This window comes from Azospirillum fermentarium (genome assembly GCF_025961205.1).
Lineage (GTDB): Bacteria > Pseudomonadota > Alphaproteobacteria > Azospirillales > Azospirillaceae > Azospirillum > Azospirillum fermentarium.
The window spans coordinates 2,804,545-2,824,902 of record NZ_JAOQNH010000001.1 but is presented as its reverse complement, the minus strand read 5'-3'; the positions used below and the strand labels follow the sequence as shown (position 1 = coordinate 2,824,902).

Annotated in this window: 21 protein-coding genes, 1 pseudogene and 1 CRISPR repeat array (1 of these 23 only partly in view); of the genes and pseudogenes, 10 read left to right on the top strand and 12 right to left on the bottom strand. The window is 70.3% G+C overall.

The genetic code is table 11. The annotated features are described in order from the left end of the window. A CRISPR array of direct repeats spans positions 1–368; the repeat unit is 29 nt; unit sequence GGGTTCATCCCTGCGCGTGCAGGGGAAAG; it reaches 637 nt to the left of the window's first position. Between the two features lie 250 nt (positions 369–618). From cas6e to M2352_RS13165, 5 genes are read right to left on the bottom strand one after another with little or no spacing between them, the layout of a single operon-like run. Then, the gene (gene cas6e / locus M2352_RS13185) at positions 619–1,392 is read right to left on the bottom strand and encodes a type I-E CRISPR-associated protein Cas6/Cse3/CasE (protein ID WP_264664937.1); all 774 of its coding nucleotides are present in this window, start codon (positions 1,390–1,392) and stop codon (positions 619–621) included. Then, positions 1,389–2,294: a type I-E CRISPR-associated protein Cas5/CasD gene (gene cas5e, locus M2352_RS13180; RefSeq protein ID WP_264664936.1), complete on the bottom strand. Its 906-nt coding sequence runs from the start codon at positions 2,292–2,294 to the stop codon at positions 1,389–1,391. The genes cas6e and cas5e overlap by 4 nt, the downstream gene beginning before the upstream one ends. Next, on the bottom strand, positions 2,291–3,598 hold the full coding sequence (locus tag M2352_RS13175) for a type I-E CRISPR-associated protein Cas7/Cse4/CasC (RefSeq protein ID WP_264664935.1): 1,308 nt from the start codon (positions 3,596–3,598) through the stop codon (positions 2,291–2,293). The genes cas5e and M2352_RS13175 overlap by 4 nt, the downstream gene beginning before the upstream one ends. Continuing rightward, entirely contained in the window at positions 3,591–4,145 is a 555-nt protein-coding gene (gene casB / locus M2352_RS13170) for a type I-E CRISPR-associated protein Cse2/CasB (RefSeq protein WP_264664934.1), read from the bottom strand. Before casB ends, M2352_RS13175 begins: the two co-directional genes overlap by 8 nt. Then, complete coding sequence (locus M2352_RS13165) at positions 4,142–4,696, bottom strand: hypothetical protein (protein ID WP_264664933.1); 555 nt, start codon at positions 4,694–4,696, stop codon at positions 4,142–4,144. Before M2352_RS13165 ends, casB begins: the two co-directional genes overlap by 4 nt. Before the next feature lie 95 nt (positions 4,697–4,791). Between M2352_RS13165 and M2352_RS13160 the strand changes: the two genes are divergently transcribed. After that, positions 4,792–5,001 (top strand): hypothetical protein, encoded by a 210-nt coding sequence (locus tag M2352_RS13160; protein ID WP_264664932.1) that lies wholly within the window; start codon positions 4,792–4,794, stop codon positions 4,999–5,001. Between the two features lie 50 nt (positions 5,002–5,051). On the opposite strand, the pseudogene M2352_RS26585 reads toward M2352_RS13160, so the two are convergent. Then, positions 5,052–5,981, bottom strand: a pseudogene (locus M2352_RS26585) (type I-E CRISPR-associated protein Cse1/CasA); the annotation flags it as partial. A gap of 150 nt (positions 5,982–6,131) precedes the next feature. On the opposite strand from M2352_RS26585, the gene cas3 reads away from it, so the two are divergent. Then, positions 6,132–8,927, top strand: coding sequence for a CRISPR-associated helicase Cas3' (gene cas3 / locus M2352_RS13150; RefSeq protein WP_264664930.1), 2,796 nt, complete (start codon positions 6,132–6,134; stop codon positions 8,925–8,927). On the opposite strand, the gene M2352_RS13145 is transcribed toward cas3, so the two are convergent. Together M2352_RS13145 and M2352_RS26495 are read right to left on the bottom strand one after the other, a co-directional pair. After that, on the bottom strand, positions 8,924–9,517 hold the full coding sequence (locus M2352_RS13145; RefSeq protein ID WP_264664929.1) for a chemotaxis protein CheD: 594 nt from the start codon (positions 9,515–9,517) through the stop codon (positions 8,924–8,926). The genes cas3 and M2352_RS13145 overlap by 4 nt on opposite strands. 119 nt (positions 9,518–9,636) lie before the next feature. After that, positions 9,637–10,275, bottom strand: coding sequence for a cold-shock protein (locus tag M2352_RS26495; protein WP_319802036.1), 639 nt, complete (start codon positions 10,273–10,275; stop codon positions 9,637–9,639). A gap of 395 nt (positions 10,276–10,670) precedes the next feature. On the opposite strand from M2352_RS26495, the gene M2352_RS13130 reads away from it, so the two are divergent. From M2352_RS13130 to M2352_RS13120, 3 genes are read left to right on the top strand one after another with little or no spacing between them, the layout of a single operon-like run. Continuing rightward, a complete protein-coding gene (locus M2352_RS13130; protein WP_264664928.1) occupies positions 10,671–12,383 on the top strand; it encodes a long-chain-fatty-acid--CoA ligase in 1,713 nt (570 codons plus the stop codon). A gap of 14 nt (positions 12,384–12,397) precedes the next feature. Then, positions 12,398–12,559, top strand: a complete 162-nt coding sequence (locus M2352_RS13125; protein WP_264664927.1) for a hypothetical protein — start codon at positions 12,398–12,400, stop codon at positions 12,557–12,559. Beyond that, on the top strand, positions 12,556–12,855 hold the full coding sequence (locus M2352_RS13120; RefSeq protein WP_264664926.1) for an acylphosphatase: 300 nt from the start codon (positions 12,556–12,558) through the stop codon (positions 12,853–12,855). Before M2352_RS13125 ends, M2352_RS13120 begins: the two co-directional genes overlap by 4 nt. 12 nt (positions 12,856–12,867) lie before the next feature. On the opposite strand, the gene M2352_RS13115 is transcribed toward M2352_RS13120, so the two are convergent. Then, a complete protein-coding gene (locus M2352_RS13115) occupies positions 12,868–13,539 on the bottom strand; it encodes a TetR/AcrR family transcriptional regulator (protein WP_264664925.1) in 672 nt (223 codons plus the stop codon). A 112-nt stretch (positions 13,540–13,651) separates the two neighbouring features. Here M2352_RS13115 and M2352_RS13110 point away from each other — a divergent pair, with 112 nt between their 5' ends. Beyond that, the gene (locus M2352_RS13110; protein WP_264664924.1) at positions 13,652–14,752 is read left to right on the top strand and encodes a flagellar motor protein MotB; all 1,101 of its coding nucleotides are present in this window, start codon (positions 13,652–13,654) and stop codon (positions 14,750–14,752) included. Here the strand turns inward: M2352_RS13110 and M2352_RS13105 are convergent. Together M2352_RS13105 and M2352_RS13100 are read right to left on the bottom strand one after the other, a co-directional pair. Then, the gene (locus M2352_RS13105) at positions 14,742–15,494 is read right to left on the bottom strand and encodes a FadR/GntR family transcriptional regulator (RefSeq protein WP_264664923.1); all 753 of its coding nucleotides are present in this window, start codon (positions 15,492–15,494) and stop codon (positions 14,742–14,744) included. The genes M2352_RS13110 and M2352_RS13105 overlap by 11 nt on opposite strands. 307 nt (positions 15,495–15,801) lie before the next feature. Beyond that, positions 15,802–16,218 (bottom strand): hypothetical protein, encoded by a 417-nt coding sequence (locus tag M2352_RS13100; RefSeq protein ID WP_264664922.1) that lies wholly within the window; start codon positions 16,216–16,218, stop codon positions 15,802–15,804. A gap of 160 nt (positions 16,219–16,378) precedes the next feature. Here M2352_RS13100 and M2352_RS13095 point away from each other — a divergent pair, with 160 nt between their 5' ends. Genes M2352_RS13095 through M2352_RS13080 form a run of 4 tightly spaced genes read left to right on the top strand, consistent with a single transcriptional unit; the run spans position 16,379 to position 19,840 of the window. Further along, the gene (locus tag M2352_RS13095) at positions 16,379–17,221 is read left to right on the top strand and encodes an N-formylglutamate amidohydrolase (protein ID WP_264664921.1); all 843 of its coding nucleotides are present in this window, start codon (positions 16,379–16,381) and stop codon (positions 17,219–17,221) included. Beyond that, positions 17,218–18,387, top strand: coding sequence for a carboxylate-amine ligase (locus M2352_RS13090; RefSeq protein ID WP_264664920.1), 1,170 nt, complete (start codon positions 17,218–17,220; stop codon positions 18,385–18,387). Before M2352_RS13095 ends, M2352_RS13090 begins: the two co-directional genes overlap by 4 nt. A 5-nt stretch (positions 18,388–18,392) precedes the next feature. Further along, complete coding sequence (locus M2352_RS13085) at positions 18,393–19,031, top strand: ABC transporter ATP-binding protein (protein ID WP_264664919.1); 639 nt, start codon at positions 18,393–18,395, stop codon at positions 19,029–19,031. Next, complete coding sequence (locus tag M2352_RS13080) at positions 19,022–19,840, top strand: ABC transporter permease (RefSeq protein ID WP_264664918.1); 819 nt, start codon at positions 19,022–19,024, stop codon at positions 19,838–19,840. The genes M2352_RS13085 and M2352_RS13080 overlap by 10 nt, the downstream gene beginning before the upstream one ends. Here the strand turns inward: M2352_RS13080 and M2352_RS13075 are convergent. Further along, the gene (locus M2352_RS13075) at positions 19,812–20,312 is read right to left on the bottom strand and encodes a histidine phosphatase family protein (RefSeq protein ID WP_264664917.1); all 501 of its coding nucleotides are present in this window, start codon (positions 20,310–20,312) and stop codon (positions 19,812–19,814) included. The two genes, M2352_RS13080 and M2352_RS13075, sit on opposite strands and share 29 nt — an antisense overlap. Positions 20,313–20,358 lie beyond the last annotated feature (46 nt).

Below are 20,358 nucleotides of genomic sequence, written 5' to 3'. Positions count from 1 at the left end.
AGATATGGCGTTGCATATTAGAGTATGGCGACACGGGTTCATCCCTGCGCGTGCAGGGGAAAGTCTTCGTCATGGGTCATCATCTCCTGCAATCAGGGTTCATCCCTGCGCGTGCAGGGGAAAGACCGTCCCGGCAAAAGCCGCTGAACCGGGACGGGGTTCATCCCTGCGCGTGCAGGGGAAAGCCTGATACCGTGGAAATCGGACGCGCCACCCTGGGTTCATCCCTGCGCGTGCAGGGGAAAGGGGGGGCGCAAGCCCTCCCCCCTTGGTGACCAGGGTTCATCCCTGCGCGTGCAGGGGAAAGACGGGGGCGGCATCGAGGGCGGACGGCGGGGGGGGTTCATCCCTGCGCGTGCAGGGGAAAGGGTGCTTTCAGGCTCTTGTTTTGCAACGTACTTTTATCCAGAGTCTTGCACTGGTCTGCAAAATTTTCACGATGTTCAATAACCACCCCAGTCAATCCCCATAACGCCGGGGCGTGGAAGATGTCGGGGGATGAAGTGGCGGGTATTCGGTGCGGGCGTTACTGTATCACATCAACCACCCCCGGCATAGCGCCGCCCGCGGCACCCGGTCCGATGGGGGATGGGCGCATCCCCATCGGGCCGGGGGTGGTCAGGGGGCCGGGGCGATTTGCATCAGGCCGTTGCCATAGGCCCGCGCCGCCCCCAGACCGTCGGCCAGCATGATGCGGAACGCGGCGGGGTCGGTCACCGTCAAAACCCCTTCATAGGTCAGGGCGCCGAAGGAGATCTCCTCCTTCGTCGTCCGGTCCCGCCGCCGTTCGGGCCACAGGTGGGTCAGGTCATAGCCCAGGACCGACACCGACCCGTCCATCGGGCAAAAGCCGCAGCGGTCCCCCTGGCAGGCCAGCCACTCCAGCGCCGCCCGTTCCGCCGCCGCTTCCACCATCTCCGGCGTGCGGGCGTCGGGGGGAAGGCGGTTCCAGGCGAAATGAACCACGTCCATCCGCCGGCCCCGCTTTTTCCCCGGTTGCGGTTCCCACCGGCTGGCCACCGCGCGCAGGCGGAAGCGCAGCCGCTGGCCGGCGTGCAGCATGGGCGCGAAGGGGCGGGTCTTTTCGATGTGCCACACCCCGCCCAGCCCGTCTTCCGGCGGGCGGCGGGACCGCAGGATGGCGGTCAGGGGCCGCGTCCGCTCCACATGATAGAGGAACAGGCCCCGCCGTTCGGCATCGGGCAGGCCGGGGAACAGGGTCCAGATCATGCGGTGGGCGAACTGGGCATCGCTGCGCCGCATGTCCGATCCCAGAATCGCCAGCAGCGACCGCGGGTCGCGCGGGGCCAGAACCACCCGGCTTTCCCACAACGGCTCCCCCGTTTCCGGCTGGGTGGCGGCGGGCCGCGGGTGCGTCAAGGTTGCGGTCATGATCCCCCCTGTGCGTTCGTGCCGGCATCCACCACCACGGGAAACCGGGTGCGCCGTTCCGTGCGCCCGTGATAACGCGGGTGGACGCGCCCGCCCGGCAGCGGTGCGGGGTCGGGCTGGTCGCGCCGCCACACCCGCTGCACCACCACGCCGCCGCCTTCGCCGCTGCCGCCGTCGCCATCACCCGCGGGGGTGGGGGCGCCGGGGTAATCCTCATCCCAGGCCAGGGTTTCCACGTCGCCTTGCCGGGTCTTCAGCCGGGCCAGCGGGGCCAGCACTTTGTCCATCCCCGTCCGCTCCCACGGCAGGCCATAGGCGCTCAGCGCGTCCACCGGCCCGGCGGCGGCCAGCACCGCCGGGGCCGGCGGCAGGCCCAGCGTGCAGGCCTTGCGCCCGGCGTACAGCGTCCAGCGCGGCGACCGCAGCGCTGCGTGCAGCCGGTCCAGCAGGGCGGCGGCCTCCGCCCCCGCGGTCCCGTCTGCCGGGGTCAGGGCCGCCGGGGTCAGGGCCACCGTCCACACCCCGCACGCCCAATACTCGCGGGACGAGAGCAGGGCGCCGGCGTGCTCCTGCCCCGACAGGGCGGGGCGCAACTCCTCGAACCGGCTCCAGCGGTCGCGGTCCGGCGGGCGGTGGCCGCGGCTGATGGTGTGGTAATCGGGCCGCGGGTCGCGCACGGGGCGCAGAACGGTGCGCACCGCCACCCGCACCCGCTCCGCCAGCCGGCCCAGACCCGCCCGCTCCATCCCCAGCGCCGCCCCCAACAGACCGACGATGGCGGATTTGGACGGATCAAGCTCCGTCGCCTTCCACGCGGTGGTGGCCGACGGCTGCGACGCCGCCCCCCACGCGCCATAGGGTGCTGCCAGGGTGAAGCACAGGTGGGAAAGGGGGGCCGTCATGCGCCCGGTCCCCCCGCGTCCGGTCCCTGATGGACGAAGCGGCGCAGTTCCTCCACCGTCCACACCTCCCCCGCCGCCGGGGCGTTGCCGGCGCGGGCACCGGGATAGGCGTTGAAGGCGCACACGGCGTTGGACAGGTCATAGGAACCGCGGGCCGCGGTGTGGAACTGCGTCAGCCGCTTGATGGAGGCCTGCATCACATCCTCCTTTTCCGTCCGCGTCACGGGATCGAGGAAGGCCAGCCCCAGATTCATCGCCGGGTCGCCCCCGCGGGTGACCAGCACATAGCTGGCGGCCACGTCGCTGGCGTGGCTGTTGCGCTTGCCCTTGGGCTGGGCGAACAGCAGGCCGGTGAGAAAGGCGTCCACCGCCTCGGCGGTCAGGCGCTCCGCCTCGTCCGCGCTGCGGCCTTCGCTCAGGGTTTCGCGCAGGTGGCCGCGGTCCAGCACCGCGTGCTGGTAATAGACCCCGCCGCCGAAGAAGGCGTAGCTGGTGATCGCCGCCCCGGTGTCGCCGCGCTCGTTCAGCTCCTCGCCCGCCGAGAAGTAATCACCCTCGGTCACAAAGGCGTGGGTGGTGAAGGCGTGGCCGACGGCGCAGGCCGCTTCCACGTTGAAATCCGGGGCGGTGGCGACCATCCGCCCGAACAGGGCGGTGTCCAGGTCGTGATCGGCCTGGGTCAGCAGCTTGTCCTTGCACACGCCCTTGACCCAGTCGGCCAGCACGGTGTCGAAGGTGGCGGGGGACTGGTGCCACGCCTCGGCCAGCGCCGCCATGGCCTCGCGGATGCGGGTGAATTCGCGGGTGCTGATGACCAGCCCCTGTTCGGTGCGCAACGCGCGCTCGATATCGGCGCGGGTCAGGGGGGCGGCCTCGGCCTCCGCCGTACCGGGGGCCTCCGCATCGGCGGCGGCCTTGCCCTTTTTCGGCTTCTTGCCGCCGCCGAGCAGCTTTTCCGCATCCTCCTTCTTGGGCGGGGTGGAGGTGCCGCCGGTGGCGTAATTGACCGTCAGGGCGGCCCACACCGCGGGCAGATCCGCCACCCCGGCGTCGGCCAAGTGCCGGTAGCTGAGAAGGCCCGCCCGGCGCGTGCGGGTGGCGCGCTGGGTATGGGGGAAATGGGGGGCGAAGCGCAGGGCGCGCTTCTTGGCCTGGCTGGAGATGCGCCCGCGCAGCACCCCGCCCAGCAGACAGGTCTTGGGCCGCCCGTCCTCGTCGCGGTTGACGTTGTGCGGGGGAAAGGCGGTCAGCGCGTGGAACTGGATCAGGTCGGCGGCCAGGGCCGGGGGCAGGGTGTCAGGCATCGGTCGTCTCCGTCTCCGGGGCGGTTTCGAAATAGGCGAGGAACAGGGTGCGGCGGACCTGCTGGCGGCGGGCGGGGTGGTGCCACGCCCGCACCACCTCGGCCAGATCCAGCAGGGGGGCCTCGTGCTTGATCAGGTGCAGCGCCCCCCGCAGCAGGCGGACGAATTCGTCCAGATCGTCCGTCGCCGCCAGTTGGCGGAAGCGGGCGTGGCTGACATGGGCCTTGGGCACATCCTTCCTGGGCGTGCCGAAGGCCCGGCCCAGGGCGTCGCCCCAGCGGGGGCTGGGCTGCCCGGTGTCGTGCTCCACATCGGCCAGCACCATGGCCAGCCGCGCGATTTCATCGTCGCCGGGGGTCCGGCTGCTCAGCGTCCACCCCAGCCGGCGCAGCAGGGTGTGGAACGACGGGACCACATAGACCTCGTCGATGGTCTGGGCGCGGCGCAGGGCGGCCCGGTCGCCCTTGCGCTTTTGCAGGTCGGCGTGCCAGCGGGCGATGGGAGGGACAGGGCCGTCCGGGCCGCTGCCGTCGGTCGGGTCAGTCATGACGCTCCCTGTTTGGGTGGTTTGGGGTGAAGGATGGCGTTGAGGCGGCGGACCAGGACGGCGCGCTCCTGCGCCAAGGCCGCATCGGTGCCCAGCGTGCCGTCGATGGGAAAGGTCTGGTCGAACAGCCTCAGCGCGGTGCCATAGGCGGCCTTGCGGAGCGTGGCCTGGATGGTGCCGGCGGTCTTCCACCGCTCCTCCTCCTCCGGCTGTTCGGCGGCGTGGGCCAGCCGGGCGGGGGCGTCCAGCACCAGCCCGTCGAGGTCGGCCAGCAGCCCATCGCGCACCTGGGCGGCCAGGGCGGCGGTTTTCTTCTTTTTGCCGCCACCACCGTCGGCGGCCTTGCCGTTGGGTTTGGGCCGTTCGAAGGCCGCGGCCCGCGCGGCGGACCCGTACAGGGCGACGGCCATCGCCGCCACCGTCGCCAGCGCCTCGGCCACCGTGGCGCCGATCCACGCGAGATCCGGGGCGGGCAGCAGCGACACGGGCATTTCCCGCTGGCTCATGCCGCCCACCGGCTTGCCGTAGAAATACTGGGCGGTGGCGCACACGCGGAACGCGCCCTTGCCGGTCAGGGCGGTGGCGGCGGGGGGGGGGGCCGCCGCGGCGCCGGGCGATGGCGGTGAGGGCCGCGGGGTGGGTGCTCATGGCGCTGCGGAACTGCGCCAGCACGGGCGGCAACAGCCGCCGCGGGGCCGAATTCCGCCCCTCCGGCGGGCTGTCCTTGAACAGCGCCGTTTCCAGCCAGTCGTCGAAGCGCAGCGGCCCCTGGGCGCGGACGAAGCCGGGGGGCTTGCCGGCATCGCCGGGGGCGTCGATGCGCGACACCGACGGCATCCACCACCCCACCCGCTGATAAGCCAGCCCCTTGGGCCAGCGGCTGTAGCCGGTGAACACCGGCCCCTCCAGCCCGGTCAGCCCGCAGCGCCCCGCCACCGGGGGCATCAGCAGATAGCGCCGCGGCATGGGGATGTGCGCCGGGTGCAGGCGCGGGCGGTCCAGCGCGCGGGCGGCCCCGTCATCGTTGCGCCCCAGCGGCATCGCCGCCAGCGTGGGATCGAGCCAGGGGAACACGCTGGCGTCCGCCGGGGCGGGCCAGGGGGATTCGCCCATGCCCTCGGCCTCCTGGGTCAGCACGTTGAGCCAGAGGCTTTCCCACAGGGTGTGGCCGGCCATCTGGTATTTGATGCTGTCGGCCCCGTGGGGCAGGCCGAGATAACCCCCGCCCCCCGGCGGAAACAGCACCATGTGAGCGTAGAGCACCGGCAGAATGGCCCCCGCCCCGATGGCGGTCAGCCCGCCGCGGCGGGTGAAGAAATCGGTATCCTGCTTCACCGCCTCCCCCGTCGGGCAGTCGGGCAGCAGGGTGGCGATGGGCTGCAGGCCGGCGGGAAGATCCTCCCCCTCGTCATCGCTGCCGGTGTCGATGGCGGCGGGCTTGGTGGCCGGGCGCTTCTTGCCCTTGGCCGGCTTGCCCGCCGCGGCCTCGGCCAGCCGTTCGGCGCTGGGCCGCACCTGCAAAGCCGGGTGGACCGGGTGGTCGATGATGAAGGCATCGCGGTAGGGGGCCAGCGCCGTTTCCAGCTCGGCCGGGGTGGGCGGGGTGGCCAGCCGCCGCACCCAATCCGCGTTGTTCCGCGGGGCCAGCGCCGCCTGAAGAACATCCCGCAGCAGAAAGTGAAAACCGATGTCGGCCAGCGGGTGCCCGAACCGCACGGCCAGCACGGGGTCGTCGTCGTAATCCGCCGTGATCGTCAGCGGCGTTGCCAGACCGGGACCGGACCGGCGCACCACCGGGACCGGCTGGGTGAGGAAATCGAGTGTGGCGGGCGGCATGGGCACCCCTTGACAATGGAACGTCTTTGGAAAAATCATCAACCAAGGCGAGTGCATGATAGCCAAAGACATTGCAACGGCAAGGGCTCGGTGGGAATTTTATCGCCTATGACGTTTGTGATGCGGCAATCATTCTCATAAAGAGAGCTCATGGCGGGGGTTGACATGGCAGGATTCGGCAATCCGCTGATTTTTCAGCGGTGGGGAAAGGCCCGGTGGGCGGAGGTGTGCCACCTGTTGCCGTTTCACATGCTGGATACCGCCGCCGTTCTCGACGTGGGGCTGCGGCGGCGGCCCCGTCTTTTCCACACCCTGGCCGACGGGCTGGGCATGGAGCGGGACACGGCACGGGCCATGCTGCTGACCCTGATGGCGCTGCACGACATCGGCAAGGTGGCCGCCGCCTTCCAGGGCCTCAATCCGGCGGCGTCCCGGCGGGTGGGGGCGGTGATTCCCGGCCAGACCGCCGTCACCGGCATCCGCCACGACGCCATGGGACAGGCCATCCTGGTGGAGCGGCTGCCCGAGGTGCTGGTGGAGCAGGGCTTCCCCGACGATCTGGCGTTCTGGCCCGACGTGGCGCTGCTGTGCGCCATCGCCACCGGCCACCACGGGCGGCCCGCCATCGACGCCGAACTGTCCCGGTTGCAGGGGGCCAGCCGGCGCGTCACGTCCGCCGATCTGGCGGTGGCCGATGGGCTGATCGCCGCCATGGCCGGGCTGTTCGGCTGGCGCGGCGGGCTGCCCGATCCGGCGGGGCTGCGGCGGCTGTCGCCGTTGCTGAACGGGCTGTTCACCCTGTGCGACTGGCTGGGATCATCGGACGCCTTCGACCCGCGGGAGGCGCCGTGCGATCTCGAAAGTTATTATCGTGATACCGCGCTGGTGCGGGCGGCGGCGGTGCTGGATGCGGTGTGCCCGGCCCCCTTCACCGAGCGGGAGGTATGCCCGGCCACCGCCTTTTCCGGCCTGTTTCCCACCCTGGGGCGGCCCACGCCGCTGCAAGCTCTGGCGGACCGGCTGTTCACCGCCGACGCCTTGCCCGACGGGCCGCTGCTGGTGGTGATCGAAGACCTGCCGGGGGCGGGCAAGACCGAGGCCGGCGACCTGATCGTCCATCGGCTGCTGGCCGGGGGCCGCGCCGACGGCGCCTATTTCGCCCTGCCCACCATGGTCACGGCGGACGCCGCCTTTGCGCGGAAATTCGTCCGCACCCCCGGCGGGGAGGATGAGCTGACGCTCACCCAACACCTGTTCCGCGGGGGGGCGCAGACGGTGCTGGCCCACAGCCGCCGGCACCACAACCCGGCCTTCCGCACCGCCCCCACCCGTGCCGGGGTGGAGGAGGGGGCGGGGATGGCGGTGGTGTGGTTCGCGCTGTCGTCCCGCCGCGCGCTGCTGGCCGATCTGGGGGTGGGCACCGTCGATCAGGCGCTGGCCGGCGCCCTGCGCGCCCGCCACGCCATGGTGCGGCTGGCCGGGCTGTGGCGCAAGGTGCTGCTGGTGGACGAGGTGCACGCCTATGACGGCTACATGCGCGCGCTGCTGGAATCGCTGCTGCGCTGGCACGGCATGATGGGCGACCCGGTGGTGCTGATGTCGGCGACCCTGCCCAGCGGGCCGCGGGCGGCGCTGATCCGCGCCTATGCCGAGGGGGCCGGGTGGGGCGACGTGGCGGCCATGGCCGCCCGCACCCGGCCCGGCGCCTATCCGCTGCTGACCCTGGTCAGCCAGCAGGGCATCGCCCAGCACCCTGCCGATCCCGTCCCCGGCCCCGGCACCCGCCCCGTGCGGTTCGAGGCGGTCCATGACGAGGATGCCGTGGCCGCCCGCATCGCCGCGTGGCTGGCCGCGGGGCGCAGCGTCGTGTGGTTCCGCAACACCGTCGGCGATGCGGTGGCGGCGTGGGAGCGCATGGCCGACCACGATCCGCTGCTCTATCACGCCCGCTTCCTGCCCGCCGACCGGGCCGCGCGGGAAACGGCGCTGCTGGCCGCCGTGGGTAAGACGGCGGACCCGGCGGCCCGCCGCGGGCGGCTGGTCATCACCACCCAGGCCGCCGAACAGAGCCTGGATCTGGACGCGGACGAGATGGTGATCGACCTCGCCCCCGTGGATGCGGTGATCCAGCGTCTGGGCCGCCGCCGCCGTCACGCCCGCACCGCCGCCGGTGCCCTGATGGGGGAGGGCGGCGAGGACGGGCGGCCCGACAGCCCCGTGCTGCTGCTGTGCCCGCCGCTGGAAAACCCGCGCGATGGCTGGTACGCCCGCACCTTCCGCCGGGCGGCGGTGATCTATGACGACGACGCCCGGCTGTGGCTGTCGGCGCTGTATCTGCTGCACCCGGACCGCATACCGGCACGGGCGGCGGGGGCGGGGCCGCTGGTGCTGGCCCGCGACCTGCGCCCGCTGATGGATGCGGTCTACGCCGACCCGCCGGCCGGCGCGCCCGAGGCCCTGTTGAAAAGCCATGACAGCGCCCAGGGCAGCGCTGCCGCCGAGCGCGCCGCCGGCCTGCGCGCCCGCCTGACCTTCCGCGAGGGGCTGCTGGAGGATTGGACCAAGGGGGCCGAGTGTCCCGACACCGGCCTGGACGAGCCGCGCACCCGGCTGATCGACGGTTACACGGTGATCCTGGCGGTGGTGGAGGACGGCGCGCCGCGCCTGCTGGGCCACGCCCCCGGCGGCACCCCCGCGCCCGACGCCGCCCAATGCCGCAGCCCGCTGCCGGCGCCGCCGCAGCCGGGGCAGGAAGATTTGGTGAAGGCCCTGGCCGCCACGCTGCCGGAGGAGACCGCCCGCCTGCTGACGCCCGGCACCGTGGTGTTCCTGACCCGGCGGGAGGAGGACGGCACCTGGACCACCCCGCCCCTGGACACCCCGCGGGGCCGCCGCCGCCTGCGCTACGGCCCCATCCGCGGGCTGGAGATCGTCACCGCCGGTTAGGGAAGAACCGCGCGCCGCAGCCGGCGCCAATGGGTGACCTCCTGCGCCACGCCTGCGGCATCCGCCTTCATGAAGCGCCGGTAGGCCCGGCCCGTGGCGGGGAAGAACATCAGCCGCCGGCCCAGCGTGCCGCCCAGATCCCGGCCCGTCAGCGTCAGGCCGGCGCGGGCCACATAGTCCAGGGCGAAGGCCACATTGTCGGCGCCGATGTCCTGGCCCGCCTCGATCACACGGGCGCCGCCGAACAGCTTCACCTCCAGCCGGTCCCGCACGGCCCCGGCGGCGGTCACCGCGTCCAACAGCGTGTCCATGGCCGCCGCGCCATAGCGGCAGGGGCTGTGCGCCCCCTCGGCCCCCGCCGGGGCGCCGGGCAGCAGGAAATGGTTCATGCCGCCCACCCGCGCCACCGGGTCGTGAACGCACGCCGCCACGCACGACCCCAGCACCGTCGTCACCATCTCGTCGGGCCGGCGGCACACCCGCCATTCGCCCAGCGTGATGGGAATGGCGTTGGCCTTGAAATCCGGGTCGAAATAGCCGGTGCCGGACGGGCGGGGGTGCGCGCCGCGTCTGTCGCTCCTGTCCGCCATCCGGCCCCTGCCGCCTTTTCCCCGGAATGAACAACGCCGCCCGGGGATGCCGGGCGGCGTTGTCGAACTCAGTCACCGGAAACGGCCCGCAGACCGTCGCCCACGCCGATCCAAAAGGATCAGAGCAGGGAGATCCAGGTGGCTTCGCGGCCCTTCGGGGCCTCCTGCACGCGCATGTGAACGCGCTGGCCGGCTTCGAGCTGCATCAGGTTGCAGCGGCGCAGCACGCTCTTGTGGACGAACACGTCCTTGCTGGCGTCGTCGGCGGTGACGAAGCCGAAGCCTTTGTCGGGCTTGAACCACTTCACGGTGCCCGACATTTCCAGCGACGGCCCCGACGGCTCGGAGTAACCGCCCTGGTCGTAATCGTTCCGGTCATACCCGCCACGGTCATAGCCGCCGCGGTCGTACCCGCCACGGTCATAACCACCGCGTTCGTACCCGCCACGGTCATAACCACCACGGTCATAACCACCACGGTCGTACCCGCCGCGGTCGGCGCCGCGGGAATTCGACGAAGGTGCGGCCTCGTTCAGAACCTCGACGATCCGGGTCACCTGCGGACCCTTGGGGCCCTGGGTGATCTGGCAGAGGATTTCCGTGCCGTCACCCAGCTCCTGCAAGCCGGCGCGGTTCAGGACAGAAATGTGAAGAAAAGCATCCGGGGTACCATCCACCGGAGCGACGAAACCAAATCCCTTCGTGACATTGAACCACTTCACGAGGGCCTTGGCCTGGACGCCATCATCATAGGACATGGCGTTGTGCTGATTGAAACGAGACAAGTGTCCGAAACCTTCGACCGAGCGCGGCGCGCAGTTAAGCCTAAGCGGCACCGGGCCTCTTCATTCATCCCCACGCCCCGATGACGGGGGACGCCACACAAGACCCTGCACCCGAGACGATATTAGGCACAGACGAAAGGGACACTCCAGTGTAATTTCATCCCGCGGGCACTCCCGTGCGATGAAACGCCATTTGGTCGCGGTGCGGGCGGGGGAATGCCCGCGGGGCGGCTTGCCGGGCCGGCGGCGCACCCCCATCTGCACGGGGACAAGGATACAATCCGACACCGAAACGACCGTGGAAACGCCGGGTCACCCCCGGCGATCCCCTATGGTGGAACGGGACGGACAATGGGAGGACTATGAAGATGGGCGAGGCCGCCACGCCGTTGGGCATACATCCCTGGGACCATTCCTATCCGCGGGAAGTTTCGTGGGCGGAACCGCTGCCCCTGCGGCCGCTTTTCGCCCTGCTGGACGACTCGGTGGCGCGTTTCCCGGACCGTCCGGCCATGGATTTCCTGGGCAAACGCACCGATTACCGCACGCTGTCCGGTCTTGTGGACCGCACGGTCCGCGGGTTGCAGGACATGGGTGTGCAAAAGGGCACGCGGGTCGGTCTTTTCCTGCCCAACACACCCTATTACGTCATCGCCTATTTCGCCGTTCTCAAGGCCGGCGGGACGGTGGTCAACTTCAACCCCCTCTACGCCGAGCGGGAACTGGCGGCCCAGATCGCCGACAGCGGTGTGGAGACCATGGTCACGCTCGACCTGGGCGTGCTGTACGGCAAGATGGCGCGCATGCTGGAGGAGGGGCGGCTGAAACGCGTCGTCGTCTGCCCCATGGCCGGCATCCTGCCGTTCCCGAAGAACTGGCTGTTCCCCATCGTCAAGCGGCGGGAGGTGGCGCGCATCCCCCGCGACGAACGCCACATCCCGTTCGCCCGGCTGACCGCCAACGACGGGCGCTTCACCCCCGTGGCCATCGACCCGGCCAACGACGTGGCGGTGCTGCAATACACCGGCGGCACCACCGGCGTGCCCAAGGGCGCCATGCTGACCCACCACAACGTGGCGGCGAACGCCGAGCAGTGCTGCCGCTGGTTCGTCGGCGCCCGGCCGGGGCAGGAAAAGATGCTGGGGGTGCTGCCGTTCTTCCACGTCTTCGCCATGACGGCGGTGATGAACCTGGCCATCCGGCTGGGGGGCGAGATCATCATGCTGCCCCGCTTCGACCTGGATCAGGTGATGCAGACCATCAACGACAAGAAGCCGACGCTGTTTCCCGCGGTGCCCACCATCTACACCGCCATCAACCACCACAAGGATCTCGCCCGTTACGACCTGTCGTCGGTCCGCTATTGCCTGTCGGGCGGCGCCAGCCTGCCGGCGGAGGTTCGGGATGCGTTCGAGCGGCTGACCGGCTGCGTGCTGGTGGAGGGCTACGGGCTGTCGGAAGCCTCCCCCGTGGTGACCTGCAACCCGATCCACCCCACCGACAAGCAGGGGACCATCGGCCTGCCGCTGCCGGGCACGGTGGTGGAAATCGTCAGCCTGGACGAACCCCGCCGGGTGCTGCCCGCCGGCGAAAAGGGGGAGGTCTGCGTCCGGGGGCCGCAGGTGATGAAGGGCTATTGGAACAAACCCTATGAGACCGAGATTACTCTGATCGACGGCCGTCTGCACACCGGCGACGTGGGCGTGATGGACGCCGACGGCTACGTCACCATCGTCGATCGCATCAAGGACATGATCCTGTGCAGCGGTTTCAACGTCTATCCCCGCAATGTGGAGGAAGCCATCTATCTGCATCCGGCGGTCGCCGAATGCGTGGTGGCCGGCGTTCCCGACGCGTACCGCGGGCAGACGGTGAAAGCCTATATCCGCATTGCCGATGGACACACGCTGAACAAGGAGGCGCTGCTGGCCTTCCTCAAGGACAAGCTGTCGCCCATCGAGATGCCCAAGATCGTGGAGTTTCGCGGCGATCTGCCCAAGACCATGATCGGCAAGCTCTCCCGCAAGGCTTTGCTGGAAGAGGAGGAGGCGCGCCGCCGGGCCGGGCAGGAGAGCGCCTGAGCCGCCGCCGCGCGATGCGGCTTTTCCGGCTGCATCTGGTGGTTTATGGGGTGGTGCTGATGGCGGCGGGGGCCGGGTTCGGGCGGTGGCTGGTGTGGCCGGCGCTGGCCGGATGGGGCACCGCCCTGGCGCTCCACGCCGCCGTGCAGGAACCGGAACGGAGACGGTGGGAATGAGCGGAACCGAAACGGGCGCGCGCACCGCGGTGCGGGCGGTGATCGCCGGGCGGGTGCAGGGCGTATGGTACCGCGGCTGGACGGTGGAGCAGGCCACCGCCCGCGGCCTGTCCGGCTGGGTGCGCAACCGGTCCGACGGGGCGGTGGAGGCGCTGTTCGCCGGCCCGGCGGACCGGGTCGCTTCCATGCTCGCCGCCTGCCGCGGCGGCCCGCCCATGGCGGTGGTGCGCAGCGTGGAGACCGAACCCGCCGCCGATCCGGGACCGGGAGTGTTCGCACAGCGCGCGACGGTGTGAGGCGGCCCCACCTCACCCTTCGGCGAAGCACCCGGCCAGGAACACCCGCACGCTGTGGCGGACATACTCCTCCGCCGCGTCCACATCCACCCGGTAGCCCGGCATGGTCAATTGCCGCAGGATGCGCGAGCCGAGGATCATGCTGAAGAAGATCTCGGCCTTGGCGTCGGCATCGCCGATCCGCCGTCCGTCGCCCGTGGGGGCGGCGCGCAGGTACTCGGCGATCTTCTGGATGCCGCGTTCCTGCCCCATGGCCTGGAACTCCCCGGCGATGTCGGGGATGCGCCGCCCCTCCGACACCAGGGTGTGGACGATGGCGATGGTCTTGGGGTCGGCCAGGGTGCGGATGATGTGAAGCCCGATGCGGGCCAGCCCCTCGGCAAGGCTCAGGCGCGACAGACCGGTGTTTTCCTCCAGGATGCGGACCATCTCCCCCTGAATGCGGTTGCAATGCTCCTTCATCAGGGCGCGGAACAGCCCGTCCTTGTCGCCGAAGCGGGTGTAGAGGGTGGTGCGCGACCCGCCGGCCCGGCCGATGATGTCGTTCAGCGACGTGGCCTCGAACCCCTTTTCCACGAACAGGGCCGCCGCCGCTTCCAACTGCGCCTGCGCGCGTTCCTCTCCCCGGCGCTGGGGGCGTTTCGTCGTGCGGCTGTCGGGGGGGCGGGTATCGGTTTTGGGCATGGCGGCGCCTGTGTCGGGTTTCTTGTGCGTCGGGGGGAACGGGTGTATTCTTGGCATAAATTGATACCGTATGGTATCGTATTGATGATATCGGATTGTCTTGGCGGACATCATGACCGACGGTTCAACCGGCGTCGAACGGCCCATCATCATCAAGCGCAGGCGCAAGGGCGGCCACGATGGTCACCATGGCGGCGCGTGGAAGGTGGCCTACGCCGATTTCGTCACCGCCATGTGGGCGTTCTTCATCCTGCTGTGGCTGCTGAACACCATCAATTCCGAGCAGCGCAAGGGCATCGCCGAGTATTTCGCCCCGGTGGCGGTCAGCCAGGAAACATCGGGGGCCGGCGGGCTGCTGGGCGGCCGGTCCATCACCGCACCGGGGGCGCAGAGCACGCCGTCGTCGCCCATCACCCCCGACACCCCATCCACCACCCAGCCCCCGGCCATGCCCGAGGGGGAGGAGGACGGCACGGGGCTGGACGGGCAGCGGGCCGAGGAGAGCCGTTTCGCCTATCGCGGGCGGGTGGAGCACGCCGCGGAGGCCGCCGCCGTTCCCCCGCAACGCCCCGGTGAATCCCTGGAGGATTTCGCCGCCCGCGTGCAGGAAGCCGCGAAGACGCCCCCCGCCGCCGACGCGGCTGCGGACGCAGAGGCCCAAGCGGAGGCGGCGGCGTTCCAGAACGCCGCCGCCGAGATCCGCCAGTCCCTGCAGGCGGTGCCGGACCTGGAGCCGCTGGCCCGCAACCTGCTGATCGACCAGACGGCGGAGGGCCTGCGCATCCAGATCGTGGATGGGGACCGGGTGGCGATGTTCCCCAGCGGCTCGGCCCAGATGTACCCCCAGACCCGGCAGGTGATGCTGCTGCTGGCGCGGGTGCTGGCCAAGGTGCCCAACCGCATGGTCATCACCGGCCACACCGACGCCAGCGCCTTTGCCGCCGATGCGGGGCGCGACAACTGGTCGCTGTCGTTCGAACGGGCCAACGCCCTCAAGCGGGTGCTGGTGGCCGCCGGGGTGGGGGAGGGGCGGGTGCAGGACATCGCCGGGCGCGCCGACCGCGACCTTCTGGTGCCCGATCAGCCCAATTCGCCGCGCAACCGGCGGGTCAGCATCGTTCTGTTGCGGGAGCGGGGCGGCATGGACGCCGCCGGCCCGGCGGAGGGTGCGGAAAGCCCCCCGCCCGAAAGGCCGGTGCCGTTTACTCGCTGACCACCTTGGCCAGGGGGGAGGCGGTGCCGCCCTGGCTCAGTTGCTGGTAACGGTCCAGCACCCAGCGCAGATGGGTCTTCATGGCCTCCGCCGCCCCTTCGCCCTGGTGGTTGGCGATGGCGTCGCGGATGGCGCGGTGGTGATTGAGCATCAGTTCCTCCTGCCCTTCGATGAAGGGGGGGGAGTGGTGGAATTCCACCATATGACTCAGGATGTCGCGCACGGTCGCCAGGATGTGCAGATAGACCGGGCTGGCCGCGGCCTGAGCAATGGCAACGTGGAAATCCATGTCGTCGCGGCCATGGTTGCGCCCCGGCTGGGCCATGGCGTCCACCACGCGGGTGATGGCGTCGATCTGGTCCGGCGTCGCACGCTCGGCGGCCCGGCGGGCGGCCCAGCTTTCCATGGCGATGCGCAGTTCCAGAAGATCGTACAGGTTGTCCAGCTTGGCCCGCACCATTTCGGTGAGCGCGCCGTCCATCACGCCCGCCGACGACACCACGCGGGTGCCGCCGCCCTGGACCGCGGTCAGGAACCCTTGCGTCTTCAGCTTTTGCAGGGCCGCACGCACCGACACGCGGGACACATGCAATTGTTCGGCAAGCTGCCGCTCGCCGGGCAGCCGCTGTCCGGGTACGAGATCGCCCCGGCCGATGCGGTCCAGCAACTGTTCAGCAACCCAATCGGAGATACGCCGCGTCGGATCATGCCCCGCGGCTGGGCCAGCGTCGGCCACGCCCATGGTTTCACCTCTTTCCTTCGGCATAGGCTAACTCGCTGGTATCGCAGCGTCAACGCGGATGCCGCACATGCGGCAAACAGTGCAAAGAATTTGCAATCTTCCAGCCTCTCCCGGCAGGCGAACACGATCATGACGGGTGCCGCCGCCCGGACGGACCGGGAATAGGGAGGAGGTGGGACCGGCGGCGGGCGTCGCCGTTTTATAACCGTTCCAGCCGATGGCTGTCAGCGATGCCCGCCCGCATGGCACCCGTGCAGCGACGGGTGCCGGGGTGTTGGTGGAAAATTAGAATTTTCTAAGGAAGGTGTCATTCGCAGAAGGCGGTGCACACCTGCTTGGAATTCACCGATCCGCCGGCGTTGATGTAGCACATGCGGAAATCCTCGGCGCACGACTTCTCGCAATTGTCCTCGTTGCAGCGCCACTCGCTGACGAAGCTTTCGGGGGAACGCTTCAGCGGTTCCTTCTTGGCGTTCCGCTCGGCCACGTACTGCTGATATTCCATCATGCCGCGGGACCGGGCATCGCTCAGGCACACCTGCTTTTCCAGGCGGCAGTTCTGGCGGCACATGTTCTGATTCTGCTGGCACTGGTTGACCATCATCTTCCCCTGCGACGATTTCGGCGGGGTGAAGTGGTAGCGGGTTTCCATGACCGGCCCGCACGCGGTCAGCGTCAGCCCCAACGAAAGACAAAGAACGGCAAATCGCAGCAGGCGGGTCATGGGGGCCTCGTTTGGGTTAAGGAATGGGTAAGGTCTTTCCTCCTTAACAACATAACCAAGGGCATACCAGCGAGGACATGGCTTCCAGCCCCGCCCGGACGGCACTAAATTGACGCTCATGCCTCCGCCCTTTCCCCGCTGTCCCGCGCCATCCCCGACCATGCCCGTTCCGACCGCCCCCGTTCCGTCCAAGGCCCCGCCGCCGCCGTTGCTGGGGCCGGACGACCCGCCGCCCGTCAGCGTGCTCAACCCCGGCTCGACGGTGCCGGTGGTGCTGGTGTGCGATCACGCGGGCCGCGCCATCCCGGCGTCGCTGGGGCGGCTGGGGCTGGCGGCGGCGGATCTCGACCGCCACATCGCGTGGGACATCGGGGCGGCGGCGGTGACGCACCGGCTGGCCGGACGGTTCGGGGCGGCGGCGGTGCTGGCGAATTATTCGCGGCTGGTGATCGATGCCAACCGCGCGTTGCACGATCCCACCGCCATCCCGGTGATCAGCGACGAGGTGGTGATCCCCGGCAACCGCGCCATCGACGCCCACGAACAGGACCGGCGGGTGGCGGCGCTGTTCACCCCCTATCACGACGCCATCGCGGCCCTCATCGCCGGCCACCGGGCGGCGGGGCGGGTGCCGGCGCTGGTGTCGGTGCACAGCTTCACCCCGGTCATGCGCGGCTTCGCCCGCCCGTGGCAGGTGGGGGTGTTGTGGGATTACGACCCGCGCATCCCGGTGCCGCTGATGGAGCGGCTGCGGGCGGGCGGGCGGTGGTGCGTGGGCGACAACGAGCCCTATTCCGGCCGCGGCACGCTGGGCGGCACGGTGGAAACCCACGCCATCCCCGCCGGCCTGCCCAACGTGCTGATCGAGATCCGCCAGGATCTCATCGCCGACGACGCGGGTGCCGGGGAATGGGCGGCGGTGCTGGGCGACGCGCTGGCCCCCATCCTGGCCGATCCCGCGCTCTACACGGCGACACTCTACCCGCGGGAGCAGCCGGCATGACCACCGAACCGGATTTCACCATCGGCATCGAAGAGGAATATCTGCTGGTGGACCGGCGGTCGCGCGACATCGTGCCGTCCCCGCCCGAGGCGATGCTGGCTGCCTGCCAGGATCTCGCCCCCGGCCAGATCCACCCGGAATTCCTGCGCTGCCAGATCGAGGTCGGCACCCCCGTCTGCGCCACGGTGCAGGAGGCACGCGCCGAGCTGGCCCGCCTGCGCGGCATCGTCGCCGGGGTGGCCGATGCCTATGGGCTGGCGCCCATCGCCGCCTCCACCCACCCGTTCGCGGCGTGGGAGCCGCAGCGGCCCACCGACCGCGACCGTTACAACATGCTGGCCCGCGACCTGGGCGCGCCGGCCCGGCGGCTGATGATCTGCGGCATGCACGTGCATGTGGGGCTCAACGACGACGATTTGCGCATCGACCTGATGAATCAGGTGCGCTATTTCCTGCCCCACCTGCTGGCGCTGGCCACGTCCTCGCCGTTCTGGCGCGGGCGGCCCATGGAGCGCAAATCCTACCGCCTGTCGGTGTGGCACGAGCTGCCGCGCACCGGCATGCCCGACCGGTTCGAGAGCTATGGCGAATATCTGCACCATGTGAACGTGCTGGTGCGCGCCGGCGTGATCGAGGATGCGACGAAGCTGTGGTGGGACATCCGCCCGTCCAGCCGCTTTCCCACGCTGGAGATGCGCATCACCGACATCTGCACCCGGCTGGACGATGCGGTGACGGTGGCGGCGTTCTACCGCTGCCTGCTGCGGATGCTGTGGCGGCTGAAGCTGAAGAACGTCACCTGGCGCCCCTACCGCAACCTGCTGATCGGTGAGAACCGCTGGCGCGCCCAGCGCTATGGCTTCGACGAGGGGTTGGTGGATTTCGGGCGGGGGCAGATCGTGCCCTACGCCGACCTTCTCGAGGAAATGCTGGGTCTGGTGCGGGAGGACGCCGAGCATTTCGGTTGCGTGGCAGAGCTGGAGAACGCCCGCGGCATCCTGGCCCGCGGCACCAGCGCCCACCGGCAGGTCGCCCTTTATGAACAGGCGCTGGAGGACGGCGAAACCGGGTGGGAGGCTTTGGCCCGCGTGGTGGATTGGCTGATCGACGAAACCGTGGTGGGAGTCACGCCGCTGTCGCCCCCATCGCCGCCCGTGGCGGGGTAGGGGCGGTGCCGCCGCTGCTGTCGGTGGCCGGGCTGCTGACCCCGGTGGTGCGCGCGGCCAGCCTGTGGCTCGACCCCGGTGAATGTCTGGCGGTGGAGGGGGCGTCCGGGTCCGGCAAATCCCGGCTGCTGCGCGCCATCGCCGATCTCGACCCCAACAGCGGCGACGTGCGGCTCGACGGGCTGTTGCGCAGCGCCATGCCCGCCCCGCGCTGGCGCCGTCTGGTCACCTATGTCTGGCCCGACGCCGGGTGGTGGACCGACCGGGTGGGCGATCATTTTTCCGATGAAGGGGCAACGGCGGACCTGCTGCCGCGTCTGGGGTTGCCTCCCGCGGCGCTGGGCTGGCCGGTGGCGCGGGCCTCTACCGGCGAGCGGCAGCGGCTGGCGCTGGCCCGCGCGCTGGTGCAACACCCCCGCGTGCTGCTGCTGGACGAGCCCACCGGCGCCCTGGACCCCGCGGCGACGGCGCTGGTGGAGGCGGTGCTGCGGGAGCGGATGGCCGCCGGCACCGGCATCATCCTGGTCACCCACGACGCCGGACAGGCCGCGCGTCTGGCCCGCCGCCGCATGCGGGTGGCCGACGGCATGGTCCGGGATGTGGCCGAGGGGGACGGGACGGAGGGCGGCGCGCCATGCCGCTGATTTCGCTGTCCTATGGCGATCTGGCCCTGGCGGCGCTGCTGCTGCTGGTCAACGGCGGGGTATCGCTGGCCCTGTCGCTGGGGCTGGCCCGCCCGCTGGCCATCGCCGCGGTGCGGATGGTGGTGCAGTTGTCGCTGGTGGCGCTGGTGCTGAAACAGCTTTTCGCCCTGCAATCGCCATGGCTGACGCTGGGGGCGGCGCTGGCCATGGGGCTGTTCGCCGGGCAGGAGATCATGGCCCGCCAGGACCGCCGGCTGTCGGGCGGCTGGACCTATGGCCTGGGCACCGGCTCGATGGTGGTGGCGGCAACGCTGGTGATGCTGCTGGGGCTGCTGGCCGCGGTGCGGCCCGACCCGTGGTACGACGCCCGCTACGCCATTCCCATGCTGGGGATGGTGCTGGGCAATGTGATGAGCGGGGTGTCGCTGGCGCTCAACGCCCTGACCACCGCCGTGGTCCGCGACCGCGCCGCCATCGAGGCGCGGCTGGCCCTGGGTGCCACGCGGTGGGAGGCGCTGGGCACCGTCCACCGCCACGCGCTGCGCATGGGGATGATGCCCATCGTCAACGCCATGTCGGCCACCGGGCTGGTGTCCATCCCCGGCATGATGACCGGCCAGATCCTGGGCGGCGTCGATCCGCACGAGGCGGTGAAGTACCAGATCCTCATCATGTTCCTGCTGGCCGGGGCCAGCGGTGTCGGCGTGCTGCTGGCGACCACCGGGGCGGTCTACCGCCTGACCGACCCGCGGCACCGGCTGCGGGGGGAACGGCTGACGGTCAGAGGTGCGGCTGACGGGTCACGGTGAAATCCACCTTCCCGTCGGCGTGGTGGGTGAGGATCCACACGGTGTGGAAATCGTCGCCCTCCCACTTCGCCGGAACGTCGGCGGGCGGGGCGCCCAGCGCCAGGGCCAGCTTGGGCAGCATCCCGTGATGCCAGCACACCAGCACCGTGGCCCCGGCATAGGGTGGCTGCGCCAGCAGGGCCGGCACGGCGGCCACGTCGTCGTCGGCGATGGTGTGGGCGAACGGCAGCCCGCGGATCAGCGTGATCGGCGTCACCGTTTCGATGGGGCGGACGCTGTTCGCGGAGGGCGCGGTCGCCACCACCGCCGCGATGGGGTCCGCCCCCTTGGGCACCAGGGCCGGCAGGGTGTCGGTGATGGCGCAGGCCCGCGCCCATCCCTTGGCCGAGAGGTTGGGATCGGTGTCGTCGTCGGGCTTCTCGCCGTGGCGGATCAGCAGAACGGTCTTGGGCGTAGAGGCGGGCGTGGACATCGGCGCGTTTCCCCGGAAAATCGTTTGTAGGCCCGATGGTAGGGAG